This is a genomic window from Burkholderia sp. BCC1985 (genome assembly GCF_905339915.1).
Lineage (GTDB): Bacteria > Pseudomonadota > Gammaproteobacteria > Burkholderiales > Burkholderiaceae > Burkholderia.
The window spans coordinates 60,049-78,016 of the sequence record NZ_CAJPGY010000020.1; the positions used below are offsets into that span (position 1 = coordinate 60,049).

17 protein-coding genes are annotated in these 17,968 nt (G+C 63.5%); 5 read left to right on the forward strand and 12 right to left on the reverse strand.

Going from position 1 to position 17,968, the window contains the following annotated elements; all coding sequences use genetic code 11:
- Positions 1-44 precede the first annotated feature (44 nt).
- Entirely contained in the window at positions 45-755 is a 711-nt protein-coding gene (locus U4Z31_RS21310; protein WP_044846903.1) for a response regulator, read from the reverse strand.
- Between the two features lie 220 nt (positions 756-975).
- Here U4Z31_RS21310 and U4Z31_RS21315 point away from each other — a divergent pair, with 220 nt between their 5' ends.
- Complete coding sequence (locus U4Z31_RS21315; RefSeq protein WP_124523240.1) at positions 976-1,890, forward strand: glutaminase; 915 nt, start codon at positions 976-978, stop codon at positions 1,888-1,890.
- A gap of 228 nt (positions 1,891-2,118) precedes the next feature.
- On the opposite strand, the gene U4Z31_RS21320 is transcribed toward U4Z31_RS21315, so the two are convergent.
- Both U4Z31_RS21320 and U4Z31_RS21325 read right to left on the reverse strand, forming a co-directional pair.
- On the reverse strand, positions 2,119-2,910 hold the full coding sequence (locus U4Z31_RS21320; protein WP_044846901.1) for an SDR family NAD(P)-dependent oxidoreductase: 792 nt from the start codon (positions 2,908-2,910) through the stop codon (positions 2,119-2,121).
- Between the two features lie 75 nt (positions 2,911-2,985).
- Complete coding sequence (locus U4Z31_RS21325) at positions 2,986-3,750, reverse strand: SDR family oxidoreductase (protein WP_321811323.1); 765 nt, start codon at positions 3,748-3,750, stop codon at positions 2,986-2,988.
- A 138-nt stretch (positions 3,751-3,888) separates the two neighbouring features.
- Here U4Z31_RS21325 and U4Z31_RS21330 point away from each other — a divergent pair, with 138 nt between their 5' ends.
- Positions 3,889-4,833, forward strand: a complete 945-nt coding sequence (locus U4Z31_RS21330) for a LysR family transcriptional regulator (protein WP_321811324.1) — start codon at positions 3,889-3,891, stop codon at positions 4,831-4,833.
- A 164-nt stretch (positions 4,834-4,997) separates the two neighbouring features.
- Here U4Z31_RS21330 and U4Z31_RS21335 read toward each other — a convergent pair whose 3' ends face one another.
- The gene (locus U4Z31_RS21335) at positions 4,998-5,879 is read right to left on the reverse strand and encodes an AraC family transcriptional regulator (RefSeq protein WP_321811325.1); all 882 of its coding nucleotides are present in this window, start codon (positions 5,877-5,879) and stop codon (positions 4,998-5,000) included.
- A 152-nt stretch (positions 5,880-6,031) separates the two neighbouring features.
- Between U4Z31_RS21335 and U4Z31_RS21340 the strand changes: the two genes are divergently transcribed.
- Complete coding sequence (locus U4Z31_RS21340; protein ID WP_321798751.1) at positions 6,032-7,009, forward strand: oxidoreductase; 978 nt, start codon at positions 6,032-6,034, stop codon at positions 7,007-7,009.
- Positions 7,010-7,116: 107 nt separating this feature from the next.
- The gene (locus U4Z31_RS21345; protein WP_321811361.1) at positions 7,117-8,088 is read left to right on the forward strand and encodes an aldo/keto reductase; all 972 of its coding nucleotides are present in this window, start codon (positions 7,117-7,119) and stop codon (positions 8,086-8,088) included.
- A 322-nt stretch (positions 8,089-8,410) separates the two neighbouring features.
- Here the strand turns inward: U4Z31_RS21345 and U4Z31_RS21350 are convergent, their stop codons facing one another.
- The 7 genes from U4Z31_RS21350 to U4Z31_RS21380 all read right to left on the reverse strand — a co-directional run bounded on the left by U4Z31_RS21350 (position 8,411) and on the right by U4Z31_RS21380 (position 15,956).
- Positions 8,411-8,971, reverse strand: coding sequence for a hypothetical protein (locus tag U4Z31_RS21350; protein WP_321811326.1), 561 nt, complete (start codon positions 8,969-8,971; stop codon positions 8,411-8,413).
- A gap of 149 nt (positions 8,972-9,120) precedes the next feature.
- Entirely contained in the window at positions 9,121-9,504 is a 384-nt protein-coding gene (locus tag U4Z31_RS21355) for an ATP-dependent protease (protein ID WP_321811327.1), read from the reverse strand.
- Positions 9,505-10,105: 601 nt separating this feature from the next.
- A complete protein-coding gene (locus tag U4Z31_RS21360; protein WP_321798745.1) occupies positions 10,106-11,425 on the reverse strand; it encodes an MFS transporter in 1,320 nt (439 codons plus the stop codon).
- Positions 11,426-11,483: 58 nt separating this feature from the next.
- The gene (gene tcuB, locus U4Z31_RS21365) at positions 11,484-12,698 is read right to left on the reverse strand and encodes a tricarballylate utilization 4Fe-4S protein TcuB (RefSeq protein ID WP_321811328.1); all 1,215 of its coding nucleotides are present in this window, start codon (positions 12,696-12,698) and stop codon (positions 11,484-11,486) included.
- The gene (gene tcuA / locus U4Z31_RS21370; RefSeq protein WP_321811329.1) at positions 12,685-14,094 is read right to left on the reverse strand and encodes an FAD-dependent tricarballylate dehydrogenase TcuA; all 1,410 of its coding nucleotides are present in this window, start codon (positions 14,092-14,094) and stop codon (positions 12,685-12,687) included. The genes tcuB and tcuA overlap by 14 nt, the downstream gene beginning before the upstream one ends.
- A 63-nt stretch (positions 14,095-14,157) precedes the next feature.
- Positions 14,158-15,111: a LysR family transcriptional regulator gene (locus U4Z31_RS21375; RefSeq protein WP_124485294.1), complete on the reverse strand. Its 954-nt coding sequence runs from the start codon at positions 15,109-15,111 to the stop codon at positions 14,158-14,160.
- 218 nt (positions 15,112-15,329) lie between these two features.
- A complete protein-coding gene (locus U4Z31_RS21380) occupies positions 15,330-15,956 on the reverse strand; it encodes a class I SAM-dependent methyltransferase (RefSeq protein ID WP_321811330.1) in 627 nt (208 codons plus the stop codon).
- Positions 15,957-16,216: 260 nt separating this feature from the next.
- On the opposite strand from U4Z31_RS21380, the gene U4Z31_RS21385 reads away from it, so the two are divergent.
- Positions 16,217-16,852 (forward strand): isochorismatase family cysteine hydrolase, encoded by a 636-nt coding sequence (locus U4Z31_RS21385; protein WP_321798735.1) that lies wholly within the window; start codon positions 16,217-16,219, stop codon positions 16,850-16,852.
- A 79-nt stretch (positions 16,853-16,931) separates the two neighbouring features.
- Here the strand turns inward: U4Z31_RS21385 and U4Z31_RS21390 are convergent, their stop codons facing one another.
- On the reverse strand, positions 16,932-17,663 hold the full coding sequence (locus U4Z31_RS21390; RefSeq protein ID WP_321811331.1) for a ribonuclease T2: 732 nt from the start codon (positions 17,661-17,663) through the stop codon (positions 16,932-16,934).
- Positions 17,664-17,968: the final 305 nt, after the last annotated feature.

Sequence of the window (17,968 nt, forward strand, 5' to 3'; positions counted from 1 at the left end):
CGATGCGGGGACGCGGCGGCCGACGGCGCCGCGCCAGGGTGGCGTCATTCCCACGCATGCTTGCTGAACTGGTAACCCTTGCTGCGGATCGTCTTGATCCGCTGCGGGTTGCCTGCATCGTCGTGCAGCTTGCGGCGCAGCTTCGAGATGCGCCCGTCGATCGTGCGGTCGAGGCCGTCGAATTCGACCCCGCGCAGCTGCAGCATCAGGTCGTCGCGGCTGACGACCTCCCCCGCACGGCACACCAGCACCCACAGCAGGTCGAACTCGGCCGACGTGAGGTCGGGCGAGCCGCCGCCGGGCAGCACGACCGAGCGGTCGGTGCGGTCGATCGAGAACTGGCCGAACGTGTAGCGCTCCGGCTGCGGCGCGGCGCCCTCGGCCGCGCGCGCGGGCACGCGGCGCAGCTGCGCCTTGATCCGCGCGAGCAGAATGCGCGGCTCGACCGGCTTGTGCACGTAGTCGTCGGCGCCGAATTCGAGGCCGAGCAGTTCGTCGAACGGCTCGTCGCGCGCCGTCACCATGATGATCACGCCGTCGTATTGCTTGCGTGCCTCGCGGCAGATCTCGAACCCGTCCTTGCCCGGCAGGTTCACGTCGAGAATGACGAGATCCGGGCGCGTGGACAGGATCGCCGGCACGGCGGCGTCACCATGCAGCACAGTGTCGACTTCATAGTCGTTCTTGCGCAGGTAGCCGGCGATCAGCGTGGACAGGCGGGTGTCGTCTTCGACGAGCAGGATGCGAAAGGGCATGGGCAACGGTCGGATCGTACGGGGAGACCGCGGCGGCGGCAGGCTTGCACCGGCTGCCGGCCATCGGTCGAAACGTACCGCATGATACTGCGCCCACCGCTCGCCTGTTGCCCGATCCGATAAATAAGGGCGCGATTGCTGCCGCGCTTGACGAACCGGCGCCGAAACGGTTCCATACGGGCTCTTTGGAAACCGGGCCGCCCGCCCTGCCTCGCACGCGATGAACTATCAGCCGATCCTCGAACGCATCCATACCGAACTCGCCCCCTGGATCGGCCAGGGACGCGTCGCCGACTACATTCCCGAGCTCGCGAAAGTGCCCGCCGACAAGTTCGGGATGGCCGTCGTGACGCTGGACGGAAACGTTTACACGGTCGGCGACGCGCGGGAGCGCTTCTCGATCCAGAGCATCTCGAAGCTGTTCGCGTGCACGCTCGCGTTCCAGTTGCTGGGCGACGCGCTGTGGGAACGGGTCGGCCGCGAGCCGTCCGGCACCGCGTTCAATTCGCTCGTTCAGCTCGAAAGCGAGCGCGGCAAGCCGCGCAACCCGTTCATCAACGCCGGCGCGCTGGTCGTCACCGACGTGCTGTGCCGCCGCTTCGTCAGGGCCGAGACGGCGCTCGTCGAGTTCGTGCGGCGGCTGATCGGCGCGACCGACCTCGACTACGATTCGCGCGTCGCGCTGTCGGAGCTGCAGCACGCGGAACGCAACCGCGCGATGGCGCATTTCATGGCGAGCTTCGGCAACATGCAGATGCCGCCCGATACGGTGGTCGACGCGTATTGCCGCCAGTGCGCGATCACGATGAACTGCGTCGAGCTGGCGCAGGCCGCGCTGTTTCTTGCGAACGGGGGCGTCGCGCCCGTTACCGGCGAGCGGGTCGTCGATGCGAGTTCGGCAAAGCGGCTGTCGGCGCTGATGCTGACCTGCGGCACCTATGACGCGGCGGGCGACTTCGTTTATCGCGTCGGCTTGCCTGCCAAGAGCGGTGTCGGCGGCGGGATCGTCGCGGTGCTGCCGGGGGAGATGGCCGTGTGCGTGTGGGCGCCGGGGCTCGATGCGAACGGGAACTCGCTGGCGGGGACGTTGGCGCTGGAGTGGTTGACGACTTATACGGAAAGGTCGATTTTTTGACGCACCGAATTCACGCGCGACGCATTCTTTGAAATGTGACGATCGATTCGGCACGCATCTACACGTTGAATCGGGAATTCGTTCTCGGGCAGCAATCGACCCGGAGGACACGCTCGCAACGCCCGAAACCGGACGTCGCACTCGTCATGAATCGAGCGCGACAACCGATCGCATCGGAACATCGAGCGAGCAAGATTCGGACAGGCCGGCGCAAGTCCGGCCACGCAGCTAGAAGGCGCTCTTTATCACGCCCCCGTCGGCTCGCAACGCAGCGCCGGTCGTCGCCGACGAAAGCGGGCTGGCGATATAAGCCACAAGGGACGCCACTTCCTGCGGCGAACCGAATCGCTTGATGAGCGATGTGGGACGGACCTTCTCGAAGAATTCCTTTTCGAACGCTTCAAACGATTTGCCGTCGGCCTTCGCGAGCGTCTCGACGAATTCGCCCACGCCGCGCGATTTCGTCGGCCCCGGCAGGATGCTGTTGACCGTGATACCCGTGCCGGCAACGGCTTCGGCCAGCCCGCGCGCAACCGCGATCTGCGCGGTCTTCGTCACCCCGTAGTGGATCATTTCGGCCGGAATCTGCACCCCGCTTTCGCTCGAAATGAAAATGATGCGCCCCCAGTCGGCCTGCTTCATCGCCGGCAGGAACAGCCGGGCGAGGCGTACGCCACTCAGGACGTTGACCTCGAAGAAACGCTTCCAGTCCGCGTCAGGAATCTCTTCGAATGGCTTGGGCTCGAAGATGCCGAGGTTATTGATCAGGATTTCCACGCCGGGATAGCGTTGCGCCAGTTCGTCGGCCGCTTCGGCCGTACTCAGGTCGCCCGCAAATCCAGCCACATCGCCGCCGGTATCCGCTTTCAGTTGCGCGACTACGTCATCGACAGATGACTGGGAGCGTCCGTTCACGATCACACGAGCGCCTTCCTGGGCCAGCGTGCTGGCGATAGCGAGGCCAATGCCGGCTGTGCTGCCGCTCACCAGTGCGAGTTTGCCTGTCAGATTCAGGTTCATGAGTGATTCCTTTTTCCGTGGACAAAGTAGACGTGACGACATCGAGTCTCGAACGACCGGATGTCGCCAACGGGATTACGTACGCGTAATCGATGCGCCGCCATCGACCAGCGACGCAGTGCCGGTGACAAAGGACGAATCGTCCGATGCGAGATAAAGCACTGAACGCGCCAGTTCTTCCGGCTTTGCCACGCGCTTGAGCGCATGCAGCCCGGTCACGAACGCCTGCGATTCTTGAGTGTCGTTCATGCCGCGATACATCTCCGTGTCCACGGCACCGGGCAACACCGCGTTGACCCGCACGCCTTGCGCGCCGTACTCCGCGGCGAGTGCCTGCGTCAAGCCGATCAGCCCGGCCTTGCTCGCCGCGTAGGCCGCCGTGCCGGGAAACGCGAACGAGTAACCGACAAACGTCGACGTGAAGATGATCGATCCGCCGCCCTGCTTCAGCATTTCGGGAATCTGGTGCTTCGCGCCCAGGAAGGCACTGGTCAGATTGGTCGCCAGCGCGGCGTTCCAGCCTGCTTCGGAAATACCGGTGGTCGGGCCCATCTCGCCGAGCGTACCTGCGTTGTTATAGGCGATGTCCAGACGGCCGAAGCGGCTCACTGCAAGCGCGACCAGCGCCTTCGCGAAGTCCTCCGACTGTACGTCGCCGGCCAGATACGCAGCCTCGCCGCCTTCGCTGGCGATCTCCGCCGCGAGCGTCTCGAGTTCCGCCGCGCGCCGCGCCGCAATGACTACCTTGGCGCCTTCCTTCGCGAACAGCTTTGCAGTGGCACGGCCAATACCTGCGCTGGCACCCGTCACGATCGCGACTTTTCCTGTCAAACGTTGCATTTCCAATCTCCTGATCCGCTGCGTCGGCCAGCGCCCGATGCGTTGGCCCGTGACAGCAATATAGGCTTCAGTCTTGATTGCAGAAAGGCATAAAAAATGGTTCTATCATTAAGTTTTTGTGAATGATCGAGGATTGGTATGGATCGCCTTCGCGCCTTCGAAGTTTTCGTGACGGTGGTGAGCCGTGGCGGCTTCGCGCGCGCGGCGGAAGCGCTCGGCACGTCGCCGGCCAACGTCACGCGGTACGTGCATGAACTGGAAGCGCACCTCGGCACGCGCCTCCTGAATCGCACGTCACGCACGCTGTCCCTGACGGAGGGCGGCGAGACCCTCTACGCCCGCTGCAAGTCCATCCTCGACGAGGTTGCGGAGACGGAGGGGCTTGTGTCATCCGCGTCGGTCGAACCACGTGGACGACTGCGCATCAATGCGCCCGTGAGCTTCGGCATTCTGTATCTGGCGCCGCTATGGCCCGGGTTCATGCAGAAATATCCGCGAATCGAACTCGACATCGGGCTGATCGACCGCGTCGTCGATATCGTCGACGAGGGCTACGATCTCGCCATTCGCATCTCGCGCGCCGGCTCGACCAACCACGCGGCACGCAAGCTGGCGACATCGCAAAACATTCTGTGTGCGTCGCCGGCCTATCTGGCCCACTTCGGACATCCGACCGCGCTGACGGACCTGGTCGAGCATCGCTGCATCGGGTACACATATGCGGCCACCGGCGACGAATGGGAACTGATCGATGGAAACGGCAAGACCCATCCTGCGAGGGTCGACTGCCATATGCATACCAATAACGGCGATACGGCGCGCTCGGCAGCGCTCGCCGGGCAAGGGCTGATCTGGCAACCCACGTTCCTGATCAACGACGATCTGCGTGCAGGCAAACTCGTTCACGTGTTGCCTGAGTATCGTCTACCCGAGATCGACATACTTGCTGTCTACCCGAGCCGCCGACACTTGAGCGCCAGAGTGCGCGTCATGATCGATTTCCTGGTCGATGCGTTCGGTGGAGTGCCGCCGTGGGACCGGGATGACGGAAATCGGGCAGGCGCCACGCCGGCGATGCGTTGAAGGCGCCTCCCGGACAAGCGTCCGCCATCGTCGGGCATTCAGGCTGCGGGAGCGCGATCGTTCCGTGCTCTGGCATTCCATACGTTGCAAATTTGATTATTGACGGGTGTCCGTTGCGGGCCGCACGCCCCGTGGGGGAAAGTCGAACGAGAGAAACGGCATCGCTAGTCTGCAACGCAATGGGCGCGCGCTCCTGCCCCGTGGAAACGGGCCATGTCACGCGCGGGAGACACTCCGAATTGGCGTGCATATTCACGGCTGAATTGACTCGGGCTTTCATAGCCCACGCTAAAGCCGACGCCTGCGACACCTCCTTGTTGCGCTAAAAGCCGGGCGCGAGCGGTCTGGAGGCGGATTTGCTTTTGATATTGAAGCGGGCTCATGGCGGTTGCCGCCTTGAAATGGCGGTGGAAAGATACCGGGCTCATCCCTGCCAACGCGGCCAGGCGTTCGACCCGCACCGACTCCGAAAAATTGGTGCGCAGCCATGTGATGGCACGGCTCACCTGCGAGAGGCGGCTGTCCGCCATGGCAATCTGGCGGACCATGGGGCCACACGGGCTTTGCAGAATCCGCCAGAACACCTCGCGCCGGATCATGGGCGCGAGGACTGCAATGTCCTCCGGCCGGTCGAGCAACCTGACCAATCTCCACATCGCATCAAGCAAATCGGGCCCAGCCTGGTTCACCTCCACGCCGGCGGCGCCGCCCTGTGGCGCCATTGGCTCGGCGATCAAGCTCGCGAGCATGCCCAAGTCCAGGTCCAGCGTGACGGCGGAGTATGGCGCCAGGGTGACCTGCCCTGTCGCTGGCAGGTCCACGGACACGGCTACGTAGTCGCCCGGCACGATGTCGAATAGCCGGCCTCCGAGCACCGTCCGCTTTGCCCCACCGAGGATTAGGGCCAAAACCGGCCGGTGGACCACGTAGGTGACCACCGAAAGATCCGTCTCGACATAAAGCGTCAGCCCGCCAACGGCGGTTTCAGTCGGGCCTTCCCCGCCATGGCGCTCGACCAGCGCGCGAAGTTCGTACAAGTGGTCCAAGCCTGCCTCCAAACACCTCAGGGCATTGCACCCGCTCCGGAAACACCAATTGACAGGATTGTGCAAGAGATTGGCGGCATTGCGCTACCACCGCGAACGGTCCCTGCGATTCAATGGAGCGTCCCAAACGCAGAATTGAACGAGGAAACCGTATGACGCACACGCCTCAAAAACCAATCGGTTCAGGCTTCGGCCCCGCCTCGACCGCCGACGAGGTGATCCGTGGCATCAATCTTACGGGCAAGACCGTCGTGGTAACCGGCGGCGCTTCAGGTATCGGAATCGAGACCGTCCGTGCATTTCGTTCCGCAGGCGCCAGGGTCATCGTGCCGGCCCGCGATACAGCCCAGGCCAAAGCAGCCCTCGCGACCATGCCTGACGTCATCGTGGAAGCGATGGACCTGCTGGAGCCTGCAGCGATAGACCGATTCGCCAGTCGCGTACTGTCGCTGACGGACAAGCTGGACATTCTTGTCAATAACGCTGGAGTCATGGCCGCACCGCTGACACGCGATGCGCGCGGCTACGAAATGCAGTTCGCGGCCAACCACCTCGGCCATTTCCAACTCACCTGCCGGCTATGGCCCGCACTCGTGCGCGCGGAGGGGGCTCGCGTCGTAGCGCTGAGTTCCTACGGACATCGCCGCGCCGGCATCGATTTTCGCGACCCTCATTTCGAGCGTCGTGAGTACGACCGATGGATAGCCTACGGCCAGGCCAAAACCGCGAACGCCTTGTTCGCCGTCGCGCTGGATTCAATCGGCCGGCACTGGAACGTGCGCGCATTCGCCGTCCATCCCGGTGGCATTGCCACCCCGCTAGCGCGCCACATGCTGCCCTCCGAGATCGAAGCGAGCCGGATCTTCGATGCCGAGGGCAAGCCGGTCATTGATCCGGAAAACAACAAGAAGACGCCCGAACAGGGGGCGGCCACCTCCGTGTGGTGCGCGACGAGCCCTCAACTAGCCGGCATGGGCGGCGTCTACTGCGCCGATTGCGACATCGCCATCGCGCTTCCCAGCGACGGGAGCCCTGAAATGCACGGCGTCAGGCCCCGTGCCATCGACCCCGTCTCCGCCGGCCGTTTGTGGCAGCTCAGCGAACAACTGACGGGTGTGACGCTGGATTGAGCAAATTCGATGCGACTCGGGACAACCAGTCGCGCCTTATCACCAACCACTATGGCAACGTAGCCAGGAGAAAAAACATGCGAACGGTATCACTCGGTAGCCAAGGCATGGCGGTCAGCGCGCAAGGCCTTGGGTGCATGGGAATGAGCACTACCTACGGGCCCAGCGACGAGCAGGAAAGCCTTGCAACCCTCATGCGCGCCCTCGACCTCGGTGTGACGTTCTTTGATACGGCGGAGGTCTACGGCCCATTCATGAACGAGGAGCTTCTCGGCAAGGCCTTCATAGGCAAGCGCGACAAGGTCATCCTGTCGACCAAGGCAGGATTTCGCTACACCGAGCACGGCAAGCTCGCCATGGAAGGTGAGAAGCCCTTGGTCACGGGCGATCCGTCGCATATCCGAAAGTCGGTCGAAGGATCGCTGCGACGCTTGAGGACCGACGTCATCGACCTCGTCTACCTGCATCGCATCGATCCAGCAACGCCGATCGAAGTGACGATCGGCGCGCTCGCCGACCTCGTGCACGAAGGCAAGATCCGCTACCTCGGCCTATCCGAGGCATCGGCAAAGACGATCCGGAAAGCCCACGCGGTTCATCCGCTCACGGCCGTCCAAATGGAATATTCCCTGTTCGAGCGTGGCGTCGAGCACAACGATGTGCTGGCGACCGTCCGAGAGCTGGGAATCGGTTTTGTCTCCTACTCGCCGCTCGGCCGGGGCTTCTTGACCGGTGCGCTGAAGCATCTGGATAACCTGCATCCGACCGACTTCCGCCGGTTCGATCCGCGCTTCCTGGGAGAGAACCTCCAGTCCAATCTACTGTTGGTCGACCGCATCACCGAGATCGCTGAAGCAAAGGGCGTCATGCCGTCTCAGCTCGCCCTTGCATGGGTGACGAGTACCGGAACGGTGCCCATTCCGGGAACGCGACGCATCAGGTATCTCGAAGAGAACGTCGCCGCCATCGATATCACGCTGACCCAGGACGAGATGAACGCCCTGGATGCGGCCGCTCCGTTCGGCGCAGCAGCTGGCGAACGCTATTCGTCTGGAATGATGGCCACACTCGGTCATTAGGACAGCAACTCGCAGGAGGCGCCGCGAGCGTTTGCGCAGGCAGTGATCGACGTTGACAGGTTTTGATCCGGCAGACTCCGACCTTGAAGGCGCGCGCCTCAGCCAGACTGTGGTCAACACGACGTAAGTAACCAGGGGCAGCGCCACGACGTATACGAGCTGTGGCCTGTCGGACATCTTGCGATTTCGCGCAAGTTTGAAAGATGCATGACTCTTGTTCTCGGGAGCGGGTTTGCTTCGTAACTCCCCACCGTGCACCACAACTCCCGCCCGTCATATACGCCGAAGGCGGTGCGGTACGCGATCCGGATTCCAACGAGGGCTACGATTCTGTCCGTCCGGGTAGAGCAGCCACGGAGACCTGACTGCCGGCGAGCATCCTGTTCGCTCGGCGCACGAACACCCAGTGCCAAACCCAGAGCAAAACCGCAACGCCGCCCGCGATGGAGCCAATGGTATTGGGTATTAGCGAAAGAACCTGGGCAAGACACCACCCGATGCCGCTGATCCGGCCGAACGAGCGCAAACCCGACAGAGCCGGATTGATACGAGACTCCGCTTCCAGGGACTTCGCGACGTTGGAAATAATGAAGAAGTCCTCGATGAAGTTGTATGGCAAGAGGAACATGAGCCAGACGCTGTTGGGTTCGGCCGCACGCGATCCTCGGTTGACCGATTTCAGGGTGGTCCTGAGGTCGCTCGCGTAGGCATAGACCAGCGCCAGGAAAACCGCGATGACGACGATGCCACCGATCGGCCCAAGCATCTCCATTTCGCCGAGAACGCCTCCGCCTTCAGCGGGATAGATAAGGGGATAGGCGAGCCCAAAGGCAATGGGGATGCTCAGAATGGCTTTGAGAATGGTCCGCGCAGTCGTGCTCATGTATATCGGCTGGAGTAGGTGCGTTGTCGCAGGCAGCATAGCGAACGATCATCCTCGCCGTGCGATTTTTTCCTGATATATACCGCCTTTTCTCGCGACTCCAGCCGAGTTGGTGTCTTCGATTGAATCGACCCGTTCGATGGCAACGATCAGAGATCTCCGCGCACTTCACCGGTTCCCAGCGCGCTGCGCTGCCGGTTGACTTCCGCCCAAAGCTCGTCGCTGTCGTCATTGCGCAGCACGACCATCCAGTCCAGTCGATCGTCGGTCACGCCGAAGTATTCCAGGATTTCCCGGCGAACCGCATCGACGAACTGCGCATATTCCGGGGTTGCCTGCGCCTGCGCGTGCAGGGCGTCGTATGCGGCATCGTCCGCGCCGCCGCCGTGCTCGTCGATATAGCGCGAGATCCACTGGTCCAGTTCGCGGTCGTAATCGGCCTCGGCGCGCATCGCTTGCACAGCGGTGTAGAAATCCAATTGCGCAAACGCGGCGATTGCCGCCGTTGTCGCTTCGTCGAAGGTAGTCGTCATTCCATCTCTCATGTCGGTCATGGCACATCATCGCACGGGCCGCATCCGGGCCGGTGCCGCGAATCCGGACGGTGCAACACACCGCTTCGCGCCACCGGCTGACCGGAGCAAAGGCACCGTGAGCGGGGGCACGCCTTCCAGCGTGCCACTCATCGGGGCCGCCCGGGCAACAGGACACTCATTTTGCAGCATTGCGAGCACAGTGAAGAAAGCAACCGGGCGCGGCAAATCACGGAACAAGTTTCGAGCGTATCGCCGCAAGCGTCACTCCGGTACTCAAGCGCCAATGCGGGTGCCGGTCGTGCATGACTCGTCATGGCCGAATCGAACGCCGTTGGATACCTCCCCGGCGGTCCGTTGCCGGTTGAATCCGCTCCCCTTGCCGAAAAGCCCACTCGTCGGTCAGTCGAATAGGCCTTCAGCCCATGATCTGCGCGCCGGACACACGAGCCTGTCAACCACAGACCCGCCGCTCCTACGGCACGACGGCGTGGCCTGCGCTGCTGCGCAAGCCGGACCGCATCGCCCCTCTTGTCGCCACTGAAAAAGCGCAAGCCCGGCGCGAAGCCGGGGTGACGGAAACGCGCCGCTGTAATCGCTCTCAGGCCGACGATGCCGCCGACGCATTGCCGCCCGCGCGGCGACGGTACAGCCCGAGCGTCGCGCAAAAGCCGCAGAGCGCGGCGAAGCTCAGCCAGTAGCCGGGTGCGGCCTTGTCATGCAAGACCTGAATCAGATACGTCGATACGGCCGGCGTAAAGCCGCCGAACAGCGCCGTCGCGAGACTGAACGCCAGCGAGAAGCCCGCGACGCGCACTTCGACCGGCATCACTTCGGTGAGCGCGGCGACCATCGCGCCGTTATACATGCCGAAGAAGAACGAGAACCACAGCAGCACGATCAGCATGCGCGCGAAGCTCGGTGCATCGGCGAGCCAGGACAGCGCCGGATAAGCCGTGAAGATCGTCAGCGCGGAAATGGCGAGCAACAGCGGTTTGCGGCCAATGCGGTCGGAGATCGCGCCGCCGATCGGCAGCCAGACGAAATTCGATGCAGCCACGAGCAGCGTCACCATCAGGCTGTCGGCGGTGGACAGCTTCAGCACCGACTTCCCGAAGGTCGGCGTATACACGGTGATGAGATAGAAGGTGGTGGTAGTCATCGCCGTCAGCAGCATGCCGCCGATGACGGTGCGCCAATTGCCGAGCAACATCGCGAAAATCTCGCGCGCCTGCGGATGATGCCGCCGCGCTTCGAACGCTGCGGTCTCCTGCAGCGAACGGCGCAGCACGAACAGGAACGGCACGATCGCGCAGCCGATGAAGAACGGCACGCGCCAGCCCCATGCAGCGATCTGCTGCGCGGACAGCCACTGGTTCAAGCCGTAACCGATGGCCGCCGCCACGACGATGGCGACCTGCTGGCTCGCCGACTGCCAACTCGTGTAAAAACCCTTGTTGCCGGGCGTCGCCATTTCCGCGAGATAGACCGACACGCCGCCCAGTTCCGCGCCCGCCGAGAAGCCCTGCAACAGACGCCCGAGCAGCACGAGCGCTGGCGCGACCAGGCCGATGGTCGCGTACCCCGGCACGCAGGCAATCAGAACGGTGCCGCTCGCCATGATCGACAGCGTAACGATCAGCCCGGTGCGCCGCCCGACCTTGTCGATATACGCGCCGAGAAAGATCGCGCCGAGCGGACGCATCAGAAAGCCCGCGCCGAACACGGCGAAGGTGAGCATCAGCGACGCGAACTCGCTGGTGGACGGGAAAAAGATCTTCGCGATCGAGGTCGCGTAAAAGCCGAACAGAAAGAAATCGAACTGTTCGATGAAATTGCCGCTGGTCACGCGCAACACGGCGGCGGCCCTCGTCATGGGCGAAACGCCGGACGTGGCAGCGATCGATTCTGTGCGGTTCATTGCGTCTCCTGCTTCTTGTCTATGGTGATGGGCGCCCAAGGCGCACCCTAGTGACTTGCTAATCCGAACCGAGGCTCAGCGTGTTGCGTTGCCGCCTCTCTATCGACGATTTGAGCAATGCCGCCGAGCGGAAGATGCCGTGAGCGAACTTGCCGTAAGGCAGCGTGGCGAACAGCGCCATCACGATGCCGAGATGAATCGCGAGCAGCAACGGCATCTCCGAGGTCGTGCGGAGCGCGAGCAGCGCGAGACCGGATGCGCTCGTGAGAAGCAGGAGCGCGATGAAGCCGCGGTCCATCGGACGCTGACGGGCATCGCCCCGCTCCGGAACGCGTTTCAGGTTCAGCCACAGCAGTCCCGCCGGCCCCGCAAGCAATCCGATGCCGCCCGCCGTTCCCATCAGCACCGGCACGCTCAGAGCCGGATACGGCGCTTCCAGACCGAATGCATAGTGATAGAGCGTCGCGACCGCGGTTGCCGCAAAGCACAGCATGAAGCCGTAGAACGTCAGATGATGGAAACGACGCCGCGCCAGCGTGAAGGCATCGTCCTCTTCGTTGCAGCCGTCGCCGTGGCCGCCGTCCAGGTACTTGAGCGTCAGCGCGTTCCTGGCCGCTTCCGCGACGGCCGGCGCGCTCGCGCTCGCCGCTCCTGCCGACACGTCGCGCCAGAAGCGCGTGACGCCCAGACCGAGCGCGAGAATGGCGAACAGGAAAACGATGCCGAACATCGCCGCGAGCAGGCCGTGCGGGAAGATCGCGTAGAAGTTCGCCGGCGCGACATCGCCCGACAAGCCGCCGCGCAATGCCGTACCGAGCAGCAGAAACAGCGCGATTCCGGCCGCCAACGCAACCGACAATGTCAGGCCGTTTCGCTTGTACAGCGCGCCGAACGACGCGGGAAACGCGTATTCGGTGTAGGTTTCGAGCCGGACTTCGGCCATCGCTTTCGGCACGTTCACGCCGAACTCGTGCGGCGGCGCGTATTGGCACGCGTGATAGCACGCGCCGCAGTTGTGGCAGAGATTCGCCAGATAGTTGACGTCCGCCTTGCCGAATTCCAGGCGGCGCGTCATGGCCGGGAACACCGCGCAGAAGCCTTCGCAATAGCGGCAGGCGTTGCAGATCTGCATCTGCCGTGCAACTTCGGTTTCGGCGGCGCTCATCTGCACGATGGGGATCACGCGCGCCGTGCTGCCGTGTGAAGTTTTTTTCGTATCGACCGAGCACGCCGTGCGCGTGCGTTCGGGCGCGAGCGGGTCAGACTGCTGCACTGGTTGCCTCCGTTGTCTTGAGTGCGGCGCGTGCGGCCTGCGCCCCGGCAATGCGCCCGAAGGCCGTGCCGATCGACATGCCGACGCCCGCCGTATAGCCCTTGCCGAGCACGTTGCCGGCCATCATTTCGCCGGCGACGAACAGGTTCTCACTGGCTTTGCCGCCGAAGTGAACCTGCGCGCGGTCATTGGTCTCGAGTCCGAGATACGTGAACGTGATGCCTGGCCGCAACGCATAACCGTAGAACGGCGGCGTCTCGATGCGGCGCGCCCAGTGCGTCTTGGGCGGCGCGAGGCCTTCGGTGTGGCAGTCGTCGAGCGCGGTGTGGTCGAAGGTGCCGTCGCGGCATGAATCGTTGTAGCGCGTGAGCGTTTCCATGAAGCGCGCTTCCGGCAGCCCGAGCTTGCGCGCGAGTTCCGGCAGCGTGTCGGCCTGTTCGCCCGGAAACACCGGCGGCATGAAGCGGCCGATTGCTTTCGAGTCGATGATCGAATAGCCGATCTGCCCCGGCTGATGCGCAACGAGGCGTCCCCAGATTGCATAGCGCTTCGGCCAGAAATCCTCGCCTTCGTCGTAGAAGCGCTCGGCGTCACGATTCACCACGACGCCCAGCGACACGCAGTCGATGCGTGTGCAGATGCCGCCGTCATACAGCGGCGCGCGCGCATCGATGGCGACGCAATGCGACTGAGACGGGTCGCCAATCATGTCCGCGCCAGCGTCGGCCATATGCTTGATGAGCACGCCCTTGTTGAAGCGCGTGCCGCGAATCAGGAAGTTGTCGGCGGGCCATTCGCCGCGCTCGTTTTGCCCCCACGCTTCGCGCAGCCATTCGCGATTCGATTCAAAACCGCCTGCCGCCAGCACGCAAGCGCGCGCCTCGAAGCGCTGGCTGCCGCTGCGCGCCGCGATGAAGAGACTGCCGTCGAGTTCAAGCGAATCGACGGGCGTTTCATAGCGGATATCAACGCCGAGCGCTTCGGCGCTGCGGTAATACGCGTTGACGAGCGCCTTGCCGCCGCCCATGAAGAACGCGTTGGTGCGTGCCACGTGCAGCGCACCGGACAGCGGCGGCTGGAAGCGCACGCCGTGCTTCTGCATCCACGGCCGGCACGACGACGACGCGCGGATCGTCAGCCGCGCGAGATGCTCGTTCGTGATGCCGCCGGTGACTTTCAACAGGTCCTGCCAGAATTCCTCTTCCGGATAGGCATCGACGAGAACGTCTTGCGGCGCATCGTGCATGCAGCGCAGATTGCGCGTGTGTTGCGAGTTGCCGCCGCGCCATTCGCGCGGCGCGGATTCGAGAAGGAGGACCGAGGCGCCCGCTTCGCGCGCCATCAATGCGGCACACAGCGCGGCATTGCCTCCTCCGATTACGAGCACATCGACCATCAGACTTGCCTCCTTTTGGACAAATCGTAAAGGTCTCGTGCCCGCGTCGCTACCAGCCAGCCGTCAACGGGTCTTCACTTTTTGTGAAGGCTGAGGTTCCCGCAGCCGCGCACCGGGCCAGCGGCCTTCCTGCACCAGTCGACGGGCGACATCGGCGAGCACCACGCGCGCAGCGAGACCGGCGGGAGACAGTTCGTCATCGGAGATGCTGGCGAGCATATTGGGCCGCGTGGCGTATTTTTCCGCGACGGGCACGCTCGTCAGTATCACGTTCTCGGGCCTGGCGAGCGCCGCGCCCGGTTGTATCGTCGCGCCGATGCCGGTGCGGACGAAGTCCATCAGGAGCGCAAGGCCGTCGACTTCGGCGACGATGTTCGGCTCGTACTCGGCGCGCCTGAACGCCGATAACAGCAGCGAACGCAGCCCGTGCGTGCCGCTGGGGAGAATCAGCGGAAGCCTGCCGAGATTTTTCAGCCGGACGGATGCGCTCGTCGGCATGCCATCGAGATCGCCCGCGCCGATCAGGAACAGCCGCTCGTCCAGCAGCGGCAGCACGCTCCAGCGTTGCGCGGACTCCTCACGGAACAGCACGGCGAGATCGATCTGACGCGCGCTCAACATGGACGCAAGATAGCCGGAGAGACTTTCGACCATGTGCAACCGTACATCGGGATAGCGCGAGCGCATGGCCTGCATGAACGCGACACCCAGCACGCTCGCCGTGCTCGGCGCCATGCCGACGCTGACATGGCCCGACAGACGGGCCGAGCGTGCGGCAAGCGCGGCATCGTCGATATGCCGCAGCGCAAGTTGCGCCTGACGCCAGAACGCCAAACCTGCGTCGGTCGGAACGACGCCCGCCGAGGTGCGTTGCAGCAAGCGCGTGGATAGTTCGCCTTCGAGACGGCTGATCTGCTGACTCAGTGCCGAGGTCACCACGCCGAGTTCCAGCGCTGCCTTGCCCATGCTTCCGTGTTCGACGACACTGAGAAAATAGCGTAGTTGTCTGAGTTCCATTCCGCGCTCGATCAGAAGGATTGGGCGGATATTTTGACAGAACGTCGTCGGGTAATCCTCAGTGTCGAGGTTGGATCTTTACAGCAGGTGCGTCTCTGCAGCAGTCGCACATATCCGGCAGAGACCAACCCCTTACTGCCACCGCTCTCTTCGAGAACAGGCGCTGATCGCTCCATACGCGCTTACCGAAGCCTCCCTGGCTCGAGCTTCGACCGAAGCTAACCCCGCGTGCCGCCTTTGACGAATGCCAATCGGCTCCACGTCACACCCGCACGCCGATTTCCACGCTGTACGGATTCGGTCTGGACATTCAGCACATTGCGCAAGCCATGAGCATTTGCGAGCTGCATGGTTTCTTCCGCTGAAACGTCGAACATCCGTCGTCCTTCCGGAACTGGTCCGTAACGCAAGGACATGACCAGCATCGCGCCATCGCACAGGAGAGCGCTGACGTTCGGCATCGCCCGACGGCGCTCGTCTTCGTCAAGGTGCATCCAGACGGCCGACAGCATCACGAAGTCAAATGCTTTTCGCCTCGTACGCAAAATCGCGAGATCCGGCAGGCTATCGTCCAGCCATTCGATCCGCGGAGACGAATGCCGCCTGATTCCCGCAACGCGCAGCGCATCCACCGGTTCGACGGCTACGACCGAATGCCCCATCGCCGCGAATGCAGCCGCATCGGTTCCGATACCGGCTCCGACATCGAGAATGCAAGACGGGAGCACGGGAACGAGATACAGGATGGGCTGATGATGTTTCTCGAACGAGATGTCTTGCCATCGCTCGATGAGCGAATGTGCATGCTCCGCGTAGCCTTCCGTGCCGCGTACATTGATGGACACCACCGTTCTCCAAATGTCGGTGTTTCGCGAAGTTTGCCAGATTGCCGGCGTTTCAGTATCGCCGACCCGATGTCCAGAGCTGACCGAACCCGGTCGTCCAGGGCGGCACCGCACTCGCCAGCTCGGTCGGTCTGCACCAAGATGAAATGTCGGTTTATATTGCCGGAGTTCCAACACGCTCGCGCCGGAATGGTTGACGACGTATACGGAGCGGTCGATTTTCTGAAAACACCGAAGTGACTCATGGGAGAGCATCAGTCATGCAACCGGAACACGCTTCAGATCTCGCAACGACTCGCCATGCAGGTGCGGAAGGCGGCACGCACGCGCCGATACCCTCGATCGTTCCGGCACAAACCGCGCTCATCGTGATGCACTACCAGACCGACATCCTCGGCCTCTTTCCGTCAGTCGCCCCCACCCTGCTCGCCAACACGCGCAAGCTGTGCGATGCAGCCCGGGCGAGCGGTGTCCACGTCTGCTTCGCGAATCTCCGCTTCAGCCCCGGCTATCCGGAAGTCAGTCCGCGCAACAAGAACGGGCAAGGGATCAAGCAACTCGGGCTGTTCGTCGACGACGGCCCGTGCCCGGAGCTCGGCCGGCTCGACAGCGAGCCGCTGACTATCGCGCATCGCGCGAGCGTGTTCTTCCGCACCGACCTGCAGGCGCGGCTCATCGCGCGGGGTATCGATACGCTGATCCTGGTCGGGATCGCGTCGACCGGTGTCGTGCTGTCGTCGGTCGCGCACGCCAGCGACGCGGATTTCCGGCTGTATACGGTGAAGGACTGCTGCTACGACCCGGATCAGGTCGTGCACGAGCATCTGTTCGCGACGGCGTTCGAGACGCGCACGACGGTGCTGTCGCTCGCGGACGCGCTGCGGCTGCTCGCTTAGGCGCACGATATCCACGCCACGCCGGCCGGAGCGCTTCCGGCCGGCGCCTCGCGCATCACGCCGTGCGCAACTTCGCGCGTTACTTCGCGATATACACGCCCGACGTCGGGCACGTCCCCTGCGTATTCCCGTCCGTCACGAGCGACGCCGCGCTCGGAAACTGCGTGGTCGCGTTCGTCTTGACCGCGATCCACGCTTCCGTGAAATAGCTGACGCCATTGGTCTTCGTGCACTTCAGCGACACCGCGCTGCGCGTATTGCTGCCGAACGCGCCTTCGAACGCGGACAGCAGCTGGTTGCGCGTCACCGTCTTGCCTGCGTTCGCCTGCAGGAACGCGTTGAACGACGTGTTGCCGAGCCGGCTGATCATGCCGGCCGCCTGATTCCAGTACGCATCCGGCGACGCCGAGTTCGAGCAGGTGCCGTGCTTGAACCATTCGTGCTTGTCGAGGCACGACGCCACGCCCGGCATGTAGGTCGACAGCGTGTTGCGGGTCGCGGTGCTGACCGGATACGCATCCATGCTGCACCACTGGTGCGCGTTGTCGAGATCGACGTCGCTCTGCGGCACGCCGCAGTAGAACGGCTGGTTGCCGTCGTACCGGTTCGGCCAGAGACCATGCAGCGACAGGCTCGTCGCCGCGTACGTGCCGGCGAGGTTCGTACACTCCGGCGTGTCGTGCGACGCGCAGAAGCCGGGTTCCCACGAAGCGGCGAGCAGCAGGTAGTCGTAGCTGGTCTGCGCGACGGCGTGCAGCGAGGCGGATGCAACCGCGATTGCGGCCGCGGCGCGAGCGAGCGTCTTGAGCATGGCGTTTCCTCGGAAAAGGCTTGCGGTCGCGGGATGCGCCGCAAGGTTGTCGAATGTCTGCCCGCGATTGTTGCTCGCGCAACGTGGCATCAATATGAAGGTGGACGAAGGAATTCGTAGTCGAACGCCACCCTTGTCAGCACCGGCACCGGTACCAATACGCGCCCTTCTCCGCCGGAGACGCCGCCCAACCCTGCAACGGAGCATCCCCACGATGACGGCCTGCCAGCCGGGCAGGCCCAATCGCGTCGCGATCGGAACGGGCAAAGCATCGAACTCGCGAACAGCATGCCCCTGCTCACGGC